The 17,268-nt window shown below is 54.6% G+C and carries 14 protein-coding genes and 1 tRNA gene; 11 read left to right on the top strand and 4 right to left on the bottom strand.

The genetic code is table 11. From position 1 onward, the window contains the following. The first annotated feature begins 161 nt into the window (after window positions 1–161). Window positions 162–1,811: a GMC family oxidoreductase gene (locus ACWFTY_RS02325; protein WP_447525794.1), complete on the top strand. Its 1,650-nt coding sequence runs from the start codon at window positions 162–164 to the stop codon at window positions 1,809–1,811. A 38-nt stretch (window positions 1,812–1,849) separates the two neighbouring features. Here the strand turns inward: ACWFTY_RS02325 and ACWFTY_RS02320 are convergent, their stop codons facing one another. Continuing rightward, window positions 1,850–2,791, bottom strand: coding sequence for an alpha/beta fold hydrolase (locus tag ACWFTY_RS02320; protein ID WP_447525793.1), 942 nt, complete (start codon window positions 2,789–2,791; stop codon window positions 1,850–1,852). A gap of 220 nt (window positions 2,792–3,011) precedes the next feature. Here ACWFTY_RS02320 and ACWFTY_RS02315 point away from each other — a divergent pair, with 220 nt between their 5' ends. Continuing rightward, window positions 3,012–4,316 carry a class I SAM-dependent methyltransferase gene (locus ACWFTY_RS02315; RefSeq protein ID WP_447525792.1) on the top strand — a complete coding sequence of 435 codons (1,305 nt, stop codon included), beginning with the start codon at window positions 3,012–3,014 and terminating at the stop codon, window positions 4,314–4,316. A 173-nt stretch (window positions 4,317–4,489) separates the two neighbouring features. Further along, window positions 4,490–5,689: a DUF1330 domain-containing protein gene (locus ACWFTY_RS02310; RefSeq protein ID WP_447525791.1), complete on the top strand. Its 1,200-nt coding sequence runs from the start codon at window positions 4,490–4,492 to the stop codon at window positions 5,687–5,689. A gap of 232 nt (window positions 5,690–5,921) precedes the next feature. On the opposite strand, the gene ACWFTY_RS02305 is transcribed toward ACWFTY_RS02310, so the two are convergent. Beyond that, window positions 5,922–7,082, bottom strand: coding sequence for a class I SAM-dependent methyltransferase (locus tag ACWFTY_RS02305; protein WP_447525790.1), 1,161 nt, complete (start codon window positions 7,080–7,082; stop codon window positions 5,922–5,924). A 244-nt stretch (window positions 7,083–7,326) separates the two neighbouring features. On the opposite strand from ACWFTY_RS02305, the gene ACWFTY_RS02300 reads away from it, so the two are divergent. Next, window positions 7,327–8,937 carry a GMC family oxidoreductase gene (locus ACWFTY_RS02300; RefSeq protein WP_447525789.1) on the top strand — a complete coding sequence of 537 codons (1,611 nt, stop codon included), beginning with the start codon at window positions 7,327–7,329 and terminating at the stop codon, window positions 8,935–8,937. Between the two features lie 112 nt (window positions 8,938–9,049). On the opposite strand, the gene ACWFTY_RS02295 is transcribed toward ACWFTY_RS02300, so the two are convergent. Then, the gene (locus tag ACWFTY_RS02295; RefSeq protein ID WP_447525788.1) at window positions 9,050–9,697 is read right to left on the bottom strand and encodes a hypothetical protein; all 648 of its coding nucleotides are present in this window, start codon (window positions 9,695–9,697) and stop codon (window positions 9,050–9,052) included. Window positions 9,698–9,764: 67 nt separating this feature from the next. Here ACWFTY_RS02295 and ACWFTY_RS02290 point away from each other — a divergent pair. The 4 genes from ACWFTY_RS02290 to ACWFTY_RS02275 all read left to right on the top strand — a co-directional run bounded on the left by ACWFTY_RS02290 (window position 9,765) and on the right by ACWFTY_RS02275 (window position 13,157). Continuing rightward, window positions 9,765–11,110, top strand: a protein-coding gene (locus ACWFTY_RS02290; RefSeq protein ID WP_447524529.1) for an IS3 family transposase whose coding sequence is annotated in 2 segments (ribosomal slippage) — window positions 9,765–10,094 and window positions 10,097–11,110 — 1,344 coding nt in all. Because the reading frame shifts where the segments join, the coding sequence is not laid out codon by codon here. Between the two features lie 235 nt (window positions 11,111–11,345). Continuing rightward, window positions 11,346–11,822, top strand: a complete 477-nt coding sequence (locus ACWFTY_RS02285) for a hypothetical protein (protein WP_447525787.1) — start codon at window positions 11,346–11,348, stop codon at window positions 11,820–11,822. Further along, window positions 11,819–12,535, top strand: a complete 717-nt coding sequence (locus tag ACWFTY_RS02280) for a M48 family metallopeptidase (RefSeq protein ID WP_447525786.1) — start codon at window positions 11,819–11,821, stop codon at window positions 12,533–12,535. Before ACWFTY_RS02285 ends, ACWFTY_RS02280 begins: the two co-directional genes overlap by 4 nt. Window positions 12,536–12,557: 22 nt before the next feature. Then, window positions 12,558–13,157 (top strand): hypothetical protein, encoded by a 600-nt coding sequence (locus ACWFTY_RS02275; protein WP_447525785.1) that lies wholly within the window; start codon window positions 12,558–12,560, stop codon window positions 13,155–13,157. A 111-nt stretch (window positions 13,158–13,268) separates the two neighbouring features. Here the strand turns inward: ACWFTY_RS02275 and ACWFTY_RS02270 are convergent. Next, a tRNA-Ser gene (locus tag ACWFTY_RS02270) sits at window positions 13,269–13,356 on the bottom strand. 208 nt (window positions 13,357–13,564) lie between these two features. Between ACWFTY_RS02270 and ACWFTY_RS02265 the strand changes: the two genes are divergently transcribed. From ACWFTY_RS02265 to ald, 3 genes are all read left to right on the top strand, one after another. Next, window positions 13,565–14,545: a peptidylprolyl isomerase gene (locus tag ACWFTY_RS02265; RefSeq protein WP_447525784.1), complete on the top strand. Its 981-nt coding sequence runs from the start codon at window positions 13,565–13,567 to the stop codon at window positions 14,543–14,545. Window positions 14,546–15,039: 494 nt separating this feature from the next. After that, window positions 15,040–16,029, top strand: coding sequence for a peptidylprolyl isomerase (locus tag ACWFTY_RS02260; protein WP_447525783.1), 990 nt, complete (start codon window positions 15,040–15,042; stop codon window positions 16,027–16,029). Between the two features lie 86 nt (window positions 16,030–16,115). Continuing rightward, window positions 16,116–17,237: an alanine dehydrogenase gene (ald, locus tag ACWFTY_RS02255; RefSeq protein ID WP_447525782.1), complete on the top strand. Its 1,122-nt coding sequence runs from the start codon at window positions 16,116–16,118 to the stop codon at window positions 17,235–17,237. The last annotated feature ends 31 nt before the right edge of the window (window positions 17,238–17,268 follow it).

Genomic DNA, 17,268 nt, shown 5'->3' with positions numbered 1-17,268 from the left:
TGTTGCCAGTCCCACGTATTTCCGGGTTGATCGCCTGTCGAGAAGAAAACGACTCGCTCTTTGCGGACCGGACCCATGAATCTAGTCTAGCGTCCACTATGGCTCTGCGTCATATCCCGTAAGATTCGATATCCGTCTCCCTAGCTACGATCGGTCCCAATATGCCAGTCAATTACAAACGTCGGAACATCTTGCGCGGCATCGCGATTGGCGGAGGCGTGACTGCGCTAGGAACGACCACCGGCTATGCAATGTATGAAAGCGCCGATTTGCCCGAAGACTGGGACTATATCATTATCGGAGCAGGCTCGGCGGGATGTGTGCTGGCCAACCGCCTGTCTGCCAACCCGGGCAACCGCGTTCTGTTGCTTGAGGCAGGGCAAAATGTTTCTGACGCGGAAGTTTCATTCCCGCCCGCATGGCCTGGATTAGCCGGTGGAGCTTATGACTGGGATTACCAGTCGACCGCCCAACCCGGCCTTGATGGTCGATCCGTAGCACAGCCCCGTGGCAAAGGCCTGGGCGGCTCGACATTGATCAATGCGATGGGGTTTCAGCGGGGCCCCGCGCAAGCTTATGATAGATGGGCGCAGCAGACCGGAGATGACCGGTGGGCCTTCGCTTCCTTGCTGAAATATTTCAAGAAGCTGGAGACTGCATCAGGCGGCGCCAGCGAATATCGCGGCGGCAATGGACCTCTCAACGTTTTGGAATTGGGCGGAGTCAAAGACAAAACTCCACTTGCACAAGCCATTTTTGATGCCGGAATTGCTGCGGGACATCCTTTCAATCCCGACTGGAACGGCGCCCGTGCCGACGGAACAATTTGGTCACAGCTGAGCATCAAGGATGGAAGGCGGCACACGGCTTCGTCTGCCTATCTCGATACGATATCGGATCGTGGGAACCTTACGATCATGACCGAAGCGACGGTGAGCAAACTCAAGATCGAGAAAGGGCGCTGCACATCCGTGATGGTCACAATATCCGGCCAGCACAAGACTCTCACCGCAAGGCGTGACACGATATTAAGCGCCGGTGCATTTGATTCGCCGCGCCTGCTGATGCTCTCAGGCATTGGCGACAAACACCGGGTTGAAGCCGCAGGTGTAGCTGTCGTGCATCATCTGCCGGGGGTGGGGCAGAATCTTGCGGATCATTTGCTTGCACCGGGGCTGTTGTTTGGTTCCAACCGAACCATCCCGGCTTCCCGGTATAATCACAGCGAATCGATGGTGGTGGCGCAAAGCCAACAATCAGCCGGTTGGTCCGACCTGATGATCATGGGGCTTAGCATCCCCTTTGTCAGTCCGGATTTCGGACCGCCGCCTTCCAATAGCTTTGCCTTTGTGCCTGCACTCACCCATCCGAGAAGCAGAGGCAGCATAACCATCAAGAGCCCCGACATGAATGTCCCCGCCGTTATCGACCCGGGCTATCTGAATGACGATTCCGATGTTGATGCACTGGTGGACGGCTTTGAAATCGCGCGGGAGATCGCAGCGGCAAAGCCTTTGGAAAGCTGGATCGCAGAAGAGCTTTTTCCCGGTCCTGCCGTGACCGATCGCAAAGCGCTCGCTTCCCATGTCCGCAAGGTGGCGTCACCATTTTTCCACCCCGTGTCTACCTGCGCAATGGGGCTGCCGCATGACGAACTTGCAGTACTTGATAGCGCCTGCAAGGTCCGCGGCATCGATGGCCTTCGTGTTGTCGATGCGTCTTCATTTCCGTCGATACCGCAGGCGATGACAAATGCAGCCGTTGTGGCTTTTGCCGAATGTGCGTCCGATATCATAATCGATGACACCTGATATAATTGCTGCCGGCAATCCGGGGGCCAGCCGGCCTGTTACTCGGGGTTGTCACTCCAGTTGGCGATGACAAATCGAGCCAGCTCGTCGTTGAACGCATTCGCCTGTTCCGCAAACGGAGAATGTCCGGCACCTTCAAAAGCATGCGACTTGATCGTCGGAGCTGCTTTTACAAATGCCTCCAGCGCTGCCGGTGAAACGGAGGGGTCTTCGCTGCCATGCAATATCAAAGTCGGTATTTCGCCGAGCAAAGGTACCAGATCACCATTGTCTGACGGGTGCTTGCGCAGCGCCGCCTGGGCATAGCCCGGCACCATCATCCCCAACATCCGCGCCTCGTCGATCCACTCGGGCGGCGCTTCCGCTGCTGTCAGCATCGTCAAGAATATTTCGACCGCTGCGAGTTGATCATCGAACGACGTGCTTTTCCGCAGCTCCTGCAATTTCATTAGTTGCGCGAGAAGCTCGGGATCGGGACCACCGGCGGGTGGCGTGAAAGGAATAAATCCGCCCAGTGCTCCGACCATCACCAGGCCAGACATATTTTCATGTCCATATTCGCGAAGATAGTCGGCAGCGACCAATGTGCCATAGGACCATCCGACTATTACCGGTTTTTTCAATTTTGCCGCATGCATCACCTTGGCCATATCCGCAGCCCAGATCGCCGGGTCTGCATATGCTTCGGTCTGCCATGGCTTGCCGGACATTCCGTGGCCGCGAAGGTCGAAAGCGACCATTCGAAAATGGTCTGAAAGACTGGACTCCATCTGAGGAGAAAAGCTCGCAGTACCCATGCCAAGTCCATGAACAAAAAGTATCTCGGGCCCTTCCTCTGGCCCGGTGATGGTGACCGCTAGCGGAACACCTCCCTCACCTTCAACATAGAGTGTTTCGGCAGAGGCTGCTGCAATGGAACATTGGACAATTGCGAGCGCGAGCGCTGCACCGACTGTTCTCAACATTGTTATCAGTTTCATTTCTATCGCTCCTGTCTGCAGCTTCCATAAACGCCCTCGGCCGGCTGAAACCCAGAACAGCCTGTAAAGCAATTCTTCGGAACCAGTGTGAGACTACTCGTAGGCCCACTCGCCGAGAATGCACTCAGTTCGCGACTTTATCGAGGCTGCATTTAGTGAAAGGGTAAGCACAAGAGACAATCCATAAGTTTCTTTCTATCCGCTGATAGCTATTTTGGATTTGAGCAAGCAGCCGATCCAGTATCTTTATGATCCACATAATCCTGATAACCGTTTTGCCTATGCTGAACATATCCTGGAATTCGTTGTCGTCGATCAGTTTTTATCTGATCTCAAATTATTGTGGACCCTTATTATGTCAGAAAATACTTTACTGTGCGGACAGCATGAAATGATGCCGCAGACTACACATGACGAGGCGTCACAGCTCGGCTATGTTCGCAGCTTGCGGCGATTGATCACATCGCAACTGACGCCCGGCCACAAGCTGGTATATGACGCGCGGATATCGAAAGAAATCGAGAAAGACCTCGGACGCCCGGCGAAACATCGCAACGAAGTGAAGCCCTATCTCGAGAAGGACGGCTATCACCAGATGTGGTCGGCCATGCTGCGCACGACCCAGGAATTGATGTGGAATGCGGTTTACCGCTGCGTCGATCGTCAGGCAGGCGAACTGAACAGCAAGTTTCAGCAATTTAAAAAGATTCAGGGGCCCGGTTCCCTGACCATAGATCCTGACTTTACAATTCCGCCCTATAGTGACCGGGTTGACAATCACACCCAGCCCGGCGGCTATCACAGCGAAATTGCCGAGGATGATGTCACTGCCGGCGCTGCCTACGAGCAGAGTATCCATGTCTATATGATGGGCGGGATGGGCCGGTTTAATGATGATGTAGGCAAAATGCTCGGCCATTATGTGGAATGGAAATATCCCGATTTCCGGCCGCTCAAAATTCTCGATATCGGCTGCTCCGTCGGGCACAGCACGCTGCCCTACACCGAATTATATCCGGAAGCAGAAATCCATGCCATCGACCTCGGTGCGCCGCTGGTTCGCTATGGCCATGCCCGCGCACGATCGATGGGCAAGGCCATTCATTTCTCTCAGCAAAATGCCGAAAGCACCAATTTCGAAGACGAGAGCTTCGATCTGATCGTCTCGCACATCATGATCCACGAGACATCGACCAAGGCACTCACCAACATCCTGAAGGAATGCCGGCGGTTGCTGAAACCGGGCGGACTGACCGTACATCTCGAGATGTTGCCATTTTCCAAGAAAACCCCGCTGCAGCAATATCTGACCGACTGGGACAGCGTCAACAATCACGAGCCATTCATCGGCAAGATGAATGATCTGGATATGAACGAAGTACTGCGTGACTCCGGCTTCAGCGAAGACGAACGGTTCGTGGAATTTGTGCCAATCGGATTTGACCAACCGGACAAGGGCTCGCTTGATTATACCCATCTCATCGGCACAGAACGCCATATTTTCGGTGCCCAAAAGGCGGGCTAAGCCGATGAGCGGCACTGTCTGCGAATGATATCGGGTGGCGATGCAATTTGGTGAAGACCAAAGTCGCGTCTTGAATGCCAAAGGCGCATCGTCACATCATTGTTCTTCACATTCGTGAATCGGCTTCGATAAGCGGCGCATCCACTGCCAATTTATAGTCAAAGGAAACACCCATGGCCGCTTATTTTATTGGTACGATTGATATCGAAGACGCCGAGACTTTCGATCTTTACCGATCGCTCAATCCTTCGATCGTCGAGGCTGCAGGCGGCAAGTATATCATCAAGGGCCAGCCCGTTTCGTCACTGGAAGGCGACGATTTTCGCAGCCGTTTTGTCATGATTGAATTTGCCAGCGAAGCGGCTTTGCAGCGCTTTTACAACTCTCCCGAATATGTGGCACTCCGGCCTTTGCGGGAACGCAGCTCGAAATCGTCCATCGCATATATCAACACAGACAGCGCCTCCAGTGATTGCACAGCGTACCAGATCCCGAGATTCGGAGATGATGTCGATCTGAAACCTGTCACGTCGACCATGGCGGAACTTGCTGCGGACGATCTGCGCATCCAGCCCACCCTGATTTCGCTAAACCCGGTCGACTGGAAAATCCGTTCCGGCATATTGGCCGCGCTTCCCTTTACCTTCCCCTACACACCTGGAGCCGAAGGCGTTGGTGTCATTGAAGCGGTTGGTGCAGATGTTAAGGGGTTTCGCCCCGGTCAGCGCGTAATGGCATTTTCCAGCCTGCTACGGGGCGGCTGGTTCGCGAACAAGGTCGATGTCTCCGCCAGCCAGTGCGCGCTGGTACCCGATGACATGTCGGACGAACAAGCTTCTGCGCTGAGCGTACCGCTTCTTACGGCGCATCAGGCCATCAAGCTTCATAACGGAACTATTGAGCGGGCATTGGTGATCGGCGCCTCTGGCAGCGTCGGCTCCATAGCCACCAAGCTTTTGAGCCAGATCACCAAAAACGTTGATGGAATTTGCTCCCCCAGCAATGCCAGTCATGTCACTGGTCTCGGCGGGAATGTTATCGCTGCGGAACAGGCTGCAGAAGGCCAGTATGACTTCATACTCGATGCTGCAGGCGGACCAATGATCGAGACGGCTTATCGGAGCCTCGCCAAGGGCGCCACACTGGTTTCCATCGTCCAGCCGGTTGATGAAGCCCGGGCGAAAGCGGCGTCTGCTCAGGCTATTCGCTATTCGGCGCAACCGGATGGCAAACAGTTAGCGGATTTGATGGCAGACCATAAGGATCTACCCGCTCCGCGCGTTGCGTTGACTCTGCCACTGGCTGAAATCAACACCGCCCTGCATCTGTTAAAATTCGGACGGGTCCGCGGCAAGATTTTCCTTAAACCTTAAGCAGACTAGCCGGGAGTCCCGTCAACTTTGCCGCCGCCATTCTTTGGCGGCCATTCCGGTATGTCCAGAATTCGGTCGAGCGGATCGAAGGGTTGCACCTAGCGTTGAAATGTGCGCTTTTTCGACCCTGATCATTAGTCGCTCATCATCCTAACAGTTCCCCACAAAGCAAAGCGGCCCGGGCATTTCTGCCCGGGCCGCTTGTCCGATCAAGGACCGGTTAGCTTGATTTTCAAGCCTGTTTTTGCGTGCCGACGATAGTGTAATAACCGATACCAATCACGACACCCTTGGCTTTTTTGGCCTTCATGATTTCAGGCATTGTCTTGGGCAGGTGAACACTTTCAATCTGCTCCATGAAGAAATTCTGTTCGGGAAAACCAGCATCTGCATAAAGACCGGCCAGATTCTCGTCCTGCAAACCGCCCATATAAGGTTCGTTATTATAATGGGCGTTCCACTCGCACAGATACTGGCCATATGGGTCGGTTGCACCAACAACGTCCATATGGATCATCACCCCGCCTGGCTTGAGTATACGGTGGCATTCGTCAACAATGTTTTTGAGCGCCTTGTGGGATGTCTCGTGCATCAAGATATGTGACACAACAAGATCGAAGGATTCGTCCGGGAAATTCGTCTTTTCCGCGTTTTGCTGAGTGAAATGGACCGCCTTGCCAAGCGATTTGGCGCGATAATGCCCATATTCGAGACATGGCGCAGCCACGTCCAGAGCGTGCATTTCTGCATCAGGATAAATATCCAGATACGGAACCGAACTATGACCGATGGTGCAACCCAGATCCAATATCGACTTGGGCTCGAGGTCAGGAAAATTACCCTTGATCCACGTCGCAAGGGAAAGGCCCATATCATCGGCCAGCGGACCGGTCTTGCCATGGAAATAGACGTTCACGGTACGATCAAACTCCGCTCCGGCGAGAAAGTCGCCGTCTTCGGTCTTGGTATGATAGCCGCCCGGCTTGCAGTGAATGTCTGCATGCGTGTGATAGTCTGGAATTTCCAGATCGGGATCCAGCGTCAACGAACCAGCAGCATTATCAAGTCTGGCCGCCTTTTCCTTCAGAGCAGGCATTTGCCGTTCGATGCTCGGGCGTACCGTATGGTACATCATTTCCTGGCTGGTCCGCATAAGCGAAGCCCACATATTGTTAAATGGCTGCGCGTCTAGGGCTTCACGGACTTCCTTGCGGGTTTCGGGCGGTCTGCCGAGTTCCTTTTGAAACTGTGGTACGATCTTCGAGTGATAGAGAATGTCATTGCCTGGCATCACTTTCTCGTAAAGATGTACCATGAAGCTGCGCAAAAACGCCTGCTGCGATAGTTCATCATGATTGGCTTCTGGATACATATCATGCACTGGCTTGTTCATTTCTCACCTTCCGGTTTTGACATCACTAAGAATCACTCTTTCCGCCAGATCTGAGCCAAATTATTCCCAGACAAGGGCGGCACACAGAAAACCTGTGTTCTAATATATTTTATACGTCACGATATGGCGATGACCTATAAGCAAATTACTATTGAGCAATTGAAGGGTTCGATTGGACAATATGCCGTCCCAATCCATAGCCTTGTATATACTGGAATCTATCTCTTAACGAGCGGAAAACTTCATGAAACCAACCGACGAATTTGACTATATCATAGTTGGTGCCGGCTCTGCCGGGTGCGTTCTTGCGGATAAACTGTCGCAAAATGGCCGCTACACAGTCGCTGTAGTCGAAGCCGGCGGACCAGATTCCTCCCTAGTGGTGAAAATTCCAGCGGGTGCCATGCGAGCGTCCGGCAATCCGGATTTCGACTGGTGCTACATGTCCGAGCCCGATCCGACACGCGATCAACGCACGGATGCCTGGCCACGCGGACGGGTGGTTGGCGGCAGCAGCTCTACCAATGGTCAGCTTTGGGTCAGAGGCCAGGCCGAAGACTACGACGCATGGGCAGCACAGGGAAATGCAGGATGGTCCTATGACGATGTACTGCCCTATTTCAAGGATCTCGAAAGTTACACCGGGCCCTCGAATGATGGTTTGCGCGGAACAGAGGGACCGCTTCACGTAGAGATGCTCCGCAAACCCCATTTGCTGAGTTCCGCTTTTGTTGCAGCCGCCTCTGAAACCGGCATTCCTGCCATATCGGATTATAATGGCGCAAACCAGGAAGGCGCATCGGTAGTACAAGTGACGCAGAAACGGGGTTGGCGGCAAAGTGCCTCGAAAGCGTTTCTTCGAGGCGCCCTAAAGCGGAATAATGTTCATCTGATCGTCAACGCGCTGGTCCGCAATATCGACATTGAAGACAAGGTTGCGCGCGGCATTACCTATTCGAGCGACGGAGTGACCAAGTCGCTGCGAGCCCGGCAGGAAGTCATTCTGAGCGCAGGCGCAATCGGTTCGCCGCAACTGCTCATGGTGTCAGGCATAGGTCCCGGCGACCATCTCAAGGGTCTTGGCATTGAGGTTGTCGAGGATCTGCCTGGAGTTGGCCAGAATCTACAGGAACATTCCGGGATATGGGTCGTGCAGGAAGTCGTCGACACGGTCCGCACCGTTAACCAGGATTACAATCTCATGGGGGTTGTCCGAAACGGGCTGCGGTTCCTGATCGACGGCACGGGGGCAGCGGCCAGCCCGCCTGCCCAGGCCACAGCATTCATCCGGTCCGGACCACAGGAAGCTACGCCTGACGTCCAGGTGCTGTTTACGCCTCTCGGCTATACCATTGAAGGCCAGAACGTCGTGCCGATGAGGTCGCCTGCGATGATGTGCGTGCCGACGGTCTGCCATCCGGACAGCCGCGGGGAAATCAGGCTGAACACCGCCTCGGCGGCAGACGCTCCTCTCATTTTTCCCCGGCTATTGAGCGATGACCGGGATTCGGCTCGCCTGCAGGCGGCGTGCGAGTGGGTGCGCAAGGTTTTTGAGGCACCGTCGATGAAGCCATATGCAAAGTCCGAGCAGTTTCCCGGCCCGCAGGTGCACAGCGATGCTGACTGGCGCGAGCTTTTTCGTGCGGCCGCCGGACCAGTCTTTCACGTGACCAGCACATGCAAGATGGGATCCGGACCCGACAGCGTCGTGGATGCCAATCTGCGTGTGCGAGGAATCGACCGGCTTCGTGTGGTCGACGCTTCCATCATGCCGCGTATCACCAGCGGCAACACCAATGCGCCGGCGATGATGATCGGCGCGAAAGCCGCCGATCTGATTTTACAGAAGGCATGAAATATTTTGCCCGGAACGCTTCTTATGGGAAGCATTCCGGGCAATGTTTAGCAAATCTCACAACAGCATATCGCAAATCCATTTCTGAAGCCGGAGACTGTCATTGCGGCTTTTATTTGTGCGCCGGCTTTGCTTCCGGAGTCGCTCCAAGCGGCGTCACGTTCAACTCGGTCAGCTCATATCTGAGCGCCGGTCCGGGACCAAAGCGAACATCGGCGCGGACGACGATCCGGCTACCTTTGGTTAGCCAGACTTCCGATCCGCTTGCCATCCGGAAATGTTCGGTAGGAATGTCATAACCTTGCGGCATCGTAATCGATTCTTCGCCGACGAGTGTGTAGGTCGTTGGCCGGAAGCTTCCGGCCATGGTACCGCCATAGGAGCCGCCCATCCAGAAGACTTCACGCGCTTGATCGCCTGCGGCTTCCAGATCATAATTGAAGAAATGCGCGCCGTCTGCGACAACCGGACCGGTACCGATCGATCGCATCTTCTGGATATTGTCAGAGGCGACAGAGGACAGCTCAATACCGTCGGTAGGGGTTTTCAGAGCCTTGGTTGTACGAACAGCCTGGTCAACGCCTTCGTCCGTCTGCAAGACATAGGACGAACCCAGCGCCTCGGACATCGAACGATTGTGCATGAACGCCTCATGGGCGATTCCATCGGCTTCGATGACAATCGTGGCATGCCGGACTTCGCCGGCTCTCGCTGTTTCGGATGCGATCTGAAGAACACGCTGTCCCCCGTCAGCATTCAATAGACAGACTGGCTGCATAAAATAAGCGAGTGTTTTGGTTTCATTGCAGTGACTGTAAGGAACGGAAATGAAACCAAAACACTCGAAAGCCCCCGCGGAGCGGGTGGTCAAAGATATCCGCAGAGCGACCCGCAAACAGTATAGCGCGGAAGAGAAGATCCGGATCGTGCTGGAGGGTCTGCGCGGCGAAGATAGCATTGCCGAGCTATGCCGCCGTGAGGGTATCGCGCAGGGCGTGTATTACAAATGGTCGAAGGACTTCATGGAGGCTGGCAAGCGCAGGCTGGCTGGCGATACTGCCCGCGCTGCCAATACTGATGAGGTGCGCGACCTTCGTAAGGAAGCCCGAGATCTGAAGGAGGTTGTCGCTGAACAGATGCTTGAGATGCGTCTGCTTAAAAAAAGCATGATCGGGGATGGGGAAGGCGAAGAATGAGATATCCTGCATCAGAAAAGCTCGAGATCATCAGGCTGGTCGAGAAAAGCCATCTGCCTGCCAAGCAGACGCTCGACAGGCTGGGCATCGCCCGGCCTACCTTCTACCGCTGGTATGATCTGTACCAGCGGTTCGGCGAAGAGGCGCTAGAAGATCGGCGTCCCGGTCCGCGCCGGGCATGGAACCGGATCCCGGAGGAGGTGCAGGACAAGATCCTGGATATGGCGCTGGAACGCTGCGAGCTATCGCCCCGCGAGCTGGCGGTGACGTTTACCGATGAACAGCGCTACTTCGTGTCGGAGGCCAGCGTTTACCGCCTGCTCAAGGCCCACGACCTGATCACCAGCCCGAACTTCATCGTGATGAAGGCCGCCAGCGAGTTCAAGGACAAGACAACGGCGCCCAACCAGCTGTGGCAGACTGATTTTACCTACCTCAAGATCATTGGCTGGGGCTGGTATTACCTGTCGACGATCCTCGATGACTACAGCCGCTATATAATCAGCTGGAAACTGTGCACGACCATGCGCGCAGAAGATGTCACCGATACGCTGGAGCTGGCTCTTGAGGCATCAGGCTGCGGGCAGGCGCATGTGCTGCACAAACCGCGCCTGCTATCGGACAACGGGCCAAGCTACGTTGCGGGTGAACTTGCGGATTATCTGGCCGACAAGAAGATGCGCCACGTTCGCGGTGCACCGTTCCATCCGCAAACCCAGGGCAAGATCGAACGCTGGCACCAGACCCTCAAAAACCGCATCCTGCTCGAAAATTATTATCTGCCCGGCGATCTCGAAGCGCAGGTCGAGGCGTTCGTCGAGCACTATAATCACCAACGTTATCACGAGAGCCTGAAAAACGTCACACCCGCCGATGCCTACTTCGGCAGGGCAGAATCTATCATCAAACAACGAGAAAGGATCAAACGAAAAACCATCGAACAAAGGCGATTGCAATACCGCAAGATCGCCGCCTAATATCAACCAACCAGATGGAACCAAATACTCGCCTATTTTAAACCGCCATATGTCTCAAATTATCTGACGACGGACAGATCGGCACATTCTGGCAACGGAGATCATACCTCTTGTTGCGCCAGTTGATATATTTGATGATGACAGCTTTAAGAGTGCGGTTGAAGATTCGACTGGCAGCAGTGCCTCCGTCGCCGACAAAATTGCCCATCAAACTGCAAAAACCATAAGTGAACGCATGGGAGAGGATCCCGTGCTTTATGAGCGGTTCGGCAAGCTGGTAGCGGATGCGATAGCCCAATTCAGAGCGGGTCGCCTCACCGAGAAAGACTATTTTGATCAGATTAAAGCAATCCGTGATGATCTGGTGTCCTCAGTAGAAGGCAAGGATTCTGTGCCGGCCATTGTGCAAGGCGATTCTTTAGGCTCGGCAATCTTTCGGTTGTGTGACGGTGTTCTTAGCGAGATTGCGGGTGACAAATCTGAAGATATTTCCGCTAACACTGCTGCCGAGTTTGCAGGCATCGTCCGTTCGCATCGCAAAGTTGGATGGCAAGATGATTCAGATGTCGAGAACGCTATTCGCAATGCGATGGATGACTATCTCTATGACGAGCTGAAAGAGGGCCAAGGACTTTACGGGCTTTCCGTTGAAATTATGGATGAGATAATTGATCGATCGCTAGAAATCGCAAAACGTCAGGTTCAGCAATGACCGCAAAGCTGTACACCTTTGGCGCTGGTGACACAGAAATGGAATTTTTACTCCACCGTTCCAATCGGAAATCGTTGGGGATAACGGTTGAGCCAGATACTAGTATCGTTGTCCGCGCTCCCGCTAGTTCTAGTATTGGTGACATTGAACAGGTGCTAAAAAAGCGAGCTAGTTGGATACTTGAGAAGCAAGCTGAATTTGAGCTTTTTCGTCCCATCACGCCGCCCAGACAGTTTCTTTCAGGGGAAACATTCCGATATCTAGCCAGGGAATACCGGTTGAGAGTCGATCCTGGTCAAGCTTTTGGGGTGAAATTGACGCCGACTCACATAGTTGTGGGTGGCTTGACGCGTAATGAAAACGGACGGGTCAGAAATCGTCTTCTGAATTGGTATAGACAAAGGGCCAAACAGATATTTGCTGACCGGCTAACGATCTGCTTGAGAGCTTTTTCATCCGAAGTCGATAACAAACCAAGGTTGAGTGTTCGCCCAATGGAGAAACGCTGGGGCAGCCTGACTACAGGGGGAAAATCGCTGATTCTTAATGTAAGGCTGATCGAAGCTAGCGAAAGAATGATCGATTACGTTATCTTTCACGAGCTTTGTCATTTTATCCATCCTGATCACGGCGTCGGATTTTATGGGCTCTTAGATCGGAAAATGCCAGATTGGCGCAAGCGGAAACTCGCATTAGAAAAACACATGATTTAGGTCCGCAATATGGAGATACGGAATGCCCAATAACCTGAGGTTTGGCTTAATGAAGCCGGATGAAATGATTGCGAAAGCCCGGCGAGAGATGGATCGTCTTGCCGCCTCAGCAGACGATCAAAAATCCGACCATGCAATGAACGCCGCTCTTACCATATCCCACATTTTAGAATGGATTTTCCACGCGACAAAAGAGAGGGGATTGGAGGTCGGAAACCGTTCTGACTTTCTCGACGCTGCACGATCTGCGTGTGGACCGCTTGCACAAATCACTGATATTGCCAACGCATCAAAGCATTTTGAATTGACCCGGGCTCGAACCGACGCAACAGCCGTTGGTGACGGGAAACTAGTACTGTTTCAAGATCTCATGCTCCGGGACATTGAGCCGCCCCACATGCCCTCTGCTGGCAAGGTAGCCGGCATCAGAACAATTATCGACGATGATGAGATAGTTGGATTTGAAACAATTGTTACTGGCCAGCGGATAGATGCACCATCAGGTCCTACACTATTTGAGGTCGCCTGTGATGATGCTCTGGATTCTCTGATCAGGGCCAACGATTCTATCCAAAATGACAAATTGCCTGAGTGGCTGACCACTGAAGTACAGCGGGGTTGATCAATGTTACGGTAGCGAATGTAACCGATTGGCTATGTGGTAACAGATGGGGTAACCAATTTATGGGAATCAGTTTTTATCCCTTAATTACAATAATTTATATTGAATAGATGGCGGAGCCGGAGGGATTCGAACCCTCGATAGGTTGCCCTATACACGCTTTCCAAGCGTGCGCGATCGACCACTCTGCCACGGCTCCGCAAATACTGTCCGACCCGTGAATCCGGTCGAATATCAGACAGCGCCGCTTCCCTAATGCCGGATTCGCGCTTTCGCAAGCGATAGTGTCGGGTTAGGGTACCCGTCAGGAATGAAACCCGTTCGTCCTTGAGCCTGCCAAAGGACCAAATGCGCCAAGCCGGATGCTTCGACAGGCTCCGCACGAACGGAATTTTGGGGATGTTTTTATGCGAAAAATCAGCGCTATTATTTCACTGTTCGCTCTGCTGGGCACGATGCCCGCCCTCGCCCAAGAACCCGAAAATCCCGAATATCCCAGCCCCAATGCCATCGTCGATGCAGCCCCGGCCAGCGACTGGGTGAAGATCGCGCCGAGCGACTTGCTGGTCATGGATCTTGCGCCGGACGCCGCGGGCAACCTCCGCCGCGTGGTCATCCAACTGATGCCGGAACCTTTCTCGCAGGCCTGGATCCGCAATATTCGCAAGCTGGCCGCCGCGCACTGGTGGGATGGCACCAGCATCAACCGGGTGCAGGACAATTATGTCGTGCAATGGGGGGATGCCGGTTACGATAATCCGGAATCCGGCGAGACAGAGCAGAAGCCTTTGCCGAAGGGATTGGAGACGGTGCCGGGGAGTGATTATCAAACCAATAAGTTCACTCCATCGATTAAGAAACATGTTCTCGATCTTCGTGATGCGGCCTATCCTGATGCGTTCGATAATTATAGTTCTGGAACAGGCTTTGGGGCGGGCTGGCCCTATGCAACTGATCAAACGTCGGTTTGGCCCATCCACTGCTACGGCGCGGTCGGCGTCGGCCGCAACTATTCCCCCGATACCGGCAGCGGCGCAGAACTTTACACCGTGATCGGCCATGCGCCGCGCCATCTTGATCGCAATATCGCGGTGGTGGGGCGGATTATCGAAGGGATCGAGCATCTCTCCAGCCTGCCGCGCGGCAAGGGGCAGTTGGGTTTCTACGAGGATGCCCGCAAGCGCGTGCCGATCACGTCTATTCGTCTTGGTAACGCATTGGCCGAAGAAGCATCGCTCGCGTTCGAATATCTCGATACCGAAGGTGAAGCATTTGCCAAATATGCCGATGCCCGCGCCAATCGGCGTGATCCGTTTTTCATTGTGCCAGCTGGCGGAGCGGATATCTGTAATATTCCGGTGCCGGTGAGACGGGTGAAGGGAGAGTGAGGAGTGCAGTGCACCTGCGGAGGCAGGTGCCCATCTCTTGTCATGGCGTCTAGTCGCTGGCCCGGGAGATGGATCCCCGCCTTCTCGGGGACACAATTGACGACTTTCCGCTTTCCGACATCATGATATGTGATTCACAGATGGTTCCCCGGCGAAGGCCGGGGCCCAGAATATTCCCGCCTTCGCCTTTTAAACCGCAACGACAGGACTCGACTGGACCCCGCCCTGCGGCGGGGCACAATTTTGCCTTTCCTACATCCGACAGTTTGGATTAGTCTGGCCTCATGTTCAAACCCCTTGCCTCGTCCTTCCATCTTCGGTTTCCAGCAATTTCCGTGCGCCGATCATCTTCCGGAATAGGGGGTGTGACCCTGTGTGATCCTAAGAACATTCGCCGGCGCGGGACCGGGAACGAAAACCGCCTGCACAAGGGCAGAAAGCCTATTTCTTCTTAACAGTGTAAAGTTTGTAAAGTTCAGCAAGGAAAGAGTCGCATGAATAGCTATTTTCGATCAGCGCACATCGCCTTTTGGGCCTTGGCCGCAGCATGCTTTTCATTCTCCTCTCCGGTTCTGGCGCAAGAGGAGGTCGCAGAAAAAAGCCCCACCGAAATTCTCGCCACCGCGCCCGCAGAACACTGGCTGCCCATCCCCCTCACCGACCTTATGGTCCTGGCCCTACCCGACGCCACCGACGGAACGAAACGACAGGCGGTGATCCAGTTACTCCCCGCCAATCTCTCCGGCGGCCATGTCCGCAACGTCCGGACCTTCGCAAAAACCCGCTGGTGGGACGGCACCAAAATCTACCGCGTCGCCAAGGATTTCGTCACCCAGTTCGGCGGCAATCCCGATGCCAAGGCGCTCCCGAAGGGTCTCGAAACCGTGCCGGAGAGCGAATATTTTAACGCGGCGCTCGGGGTGAAACGCGACGCCGATATGGCAGCCCTCAAGGCTGCGGTCGACTATAGCAATGAATATCAGGGCACCGAAATCCGTCCGCTGATGACAATGATCTACGAAAATGGCGGCGCGCAAAAAGTCGGATTCGGCGGCGGCTGGCCAATTGGCAGCAAGACTATCGACGGCGAGACGAAATATTTTCCGCTGACCTGCCGCGGGTCGCTGTCGCCCGCCCATTATGATCCGCCGGATGCCGGAACGGGCGCGGAGATATCGGTGATCACCGGTGAAGCGGCGCGCAGCCTCGACACCACATTCGGCATGGTCGGACGGGTGATCGACGGCCTTGAACATTTGCAGAATCTGCCGCTGGGCACCGATCCGGGCGGCTTCTACGCCGAAAAGTCGCAATATACCGAGATCAAATCGATCCGGCTGGCCAGCGAATTGCCGCTCGCCGAGCAGCCCGCCTATGAATATCTCGCCAGCTACAACCCGACGCTGCTGCAATATATCGAGGCCCATGGCGGCTATGGCAATATCTGCACCGTATCGGTGCCGATTAGGAAAGTTTCAAAATAGGGTAATAAAATTACAACGCATCTCGCGCGAAGCGTCATTTGCTGGTAATGATATGCGGTTAGACTCGATAGAACAGGAGCTCCTCCATGCGCGTTGGTACCCCCAGAGAAATCAAGAATCACGAATATCGGGTCGGCCTGACCCCCGAATCAGTCCGCGAACTGACCGCCAATGGCCATGATGTGCTGGTCGAGACCGGCGCCGGACTTGGTATCGGCGCGGAAGATTCCGAATATATCGATGCCGGCGCAACCATCGCGCCGACCGCAGCCGACATCTTCGAAAAATGCGAAATGGTGGTCAAGGTCAAGGAACCGCAGGCCATCGAACGGTCGATGCTGCGCGAAGGCCAGATATTGTTCACCTATCTCCACCTTGCCCCGGATCGCGAACAAACCATCGATCTGGTGACGTCCAAAGCCATTTGCATTGCCTATGAGACGGTAACCGGCACCGGCGGATTGCCTTTGCTCAAGCCGATGAGTCAGGTTGCCGGACGGATGTCGATCCAGGCGGGCGCGACCGCGCTTGAAAAAGCCCATGGCGGCCGTGGCATATTGCTGGGCGGCGTCCCCGGTGTCGCACCCGGCAAGGTCACGATCATCGGTGGCGGCGTTGTCGGTTTCAACGCTGCGCAAATGGCCGCCGGTCTCGGCGCGGATGTGACAATCCTGGATCGCGATCCGGATGTGCTGGAATCGGTCGGCACCCATTTCGAATCGCGCGCCAAGACGCGCTTCTCGAACAAGGCCAATCTGGCCGAATGCGTCGCCGAAGCTGATCTGGTGATCGGAGCGGTCCTGATCCCGGGTGCAGAAGCGCCCAAGCTGGTGACTCGCGAGATGCTCAAAACCATGCGGCCCGGCTCGGTCTTGTGCGATGTTGCGATCGATCAGGGCGGCTGCTTTGAAACTTCGAAAGCAACGACCCACGAAAATCCGACTTACGTCGTCGATGATATCGTCCATTATTGTGTTGCGAATATGCCGGGCGCGGTCTCGCGCACATCGACCTACGCGCTCAACAATGTGACCCTGCCCCATACGCTGGCCATTGCCAACAAGGGCTGGGAAGCGGCGCTGCGCGATGATCGCCATCTCGCCGAAGGGTTGAACGTCTGGAATGGTCATGTGACCTACAAGGCCGTCGCCGAGGATCTGGGCTATGATTATATGCCGGTGTCGGAGATTGTGGGATTGAAAGTCTGACGGCGATTGGGGACGGATGCAATATTGTGAA

The organism is Parasphingorhabdus sp. NYA22, assembly GCF_976973735.1.
The sequence above is the reverse complement of the archived record's forward strand: the minus strand, read 5'-3'. Positions and strand labels throughout refer to the sequence as shown.

Coding starts and splice junctions, on each gene's coding strand:
- ACWFTY_RS02305 (WP_447525790.1), bottom strand. CDS start 7,082: ATGAACAAGCCAGTGCATGATATGTATCCAGAAGCCAATCATGATGAA.
- ACWFTY_RS02285 (WP_447525787.1), top strand. CDS start 11,346: ATGGGAGAGGATCCCGTGCTTTATGAGCGGTTCGGCAAGCTGGTAGCG.
- ACWFTY_RS02300 (WP_447525789.1), top strand. CDS start 7,327: ATGAAACCAACCGACGAATTTGACTATATCATAGTTGGTGCCGGCTCT.
- ACWFTY_RS02275 (WP_447525785.1), top strand. CDS start 12,558: ATGCCCAATAACCTGAGGTTTGGCTTAATGAAGCCGGATGAAATGATT.
- ACWFTY_RS02265 (WP_447525784.1), top strand. CDS start 13,565: ATGCGAAAAATCAGCGCTATTATTTCACTGTTCGCTCTGCTGGGCACG.
- ACWFTY_RS02280 (WP_447525786.1), top strand. CDS start 11,819: ATGACCGCAAAGCTGTACACCTTTGGCGCTGGTGACACAGAAATGGAA.
- ACWFTY_RS02320 (WP_447525793.1), bottom strand. CDS start 2,791: ATGAAACTGATAACAATGTTGAGAACAGTCGGTGCAGCGCTCGCGCTC.
- ACWFTY_RS02260 (WP_447525783.1), top strand. CDS start 15,040: ATGAATAGCTATTTTCGATCAGCGCACATCGCCTTTTGGGCCTTGGCC.
- ACWFTY_RS02310 (WP_447525791.1), top strand. CDS start 4,490: ATGGCCGCTTATTTTATTGGTACGATTGATATCGAAGACGCCGAGACT.
- ACWFTY_RS02325 (WP_447525794.1), top strand. CDS start 162: ATGCCAGTCAATTACAAACGTCGGAACATCTTGCGCGGCATCGCGATT.
- ald (WP_447525782.1), top strand. CDS start 16,116: ATGCGCGTTGGTACCCCCAGAGAAATCAAGAATCACGAATATCGGGTC.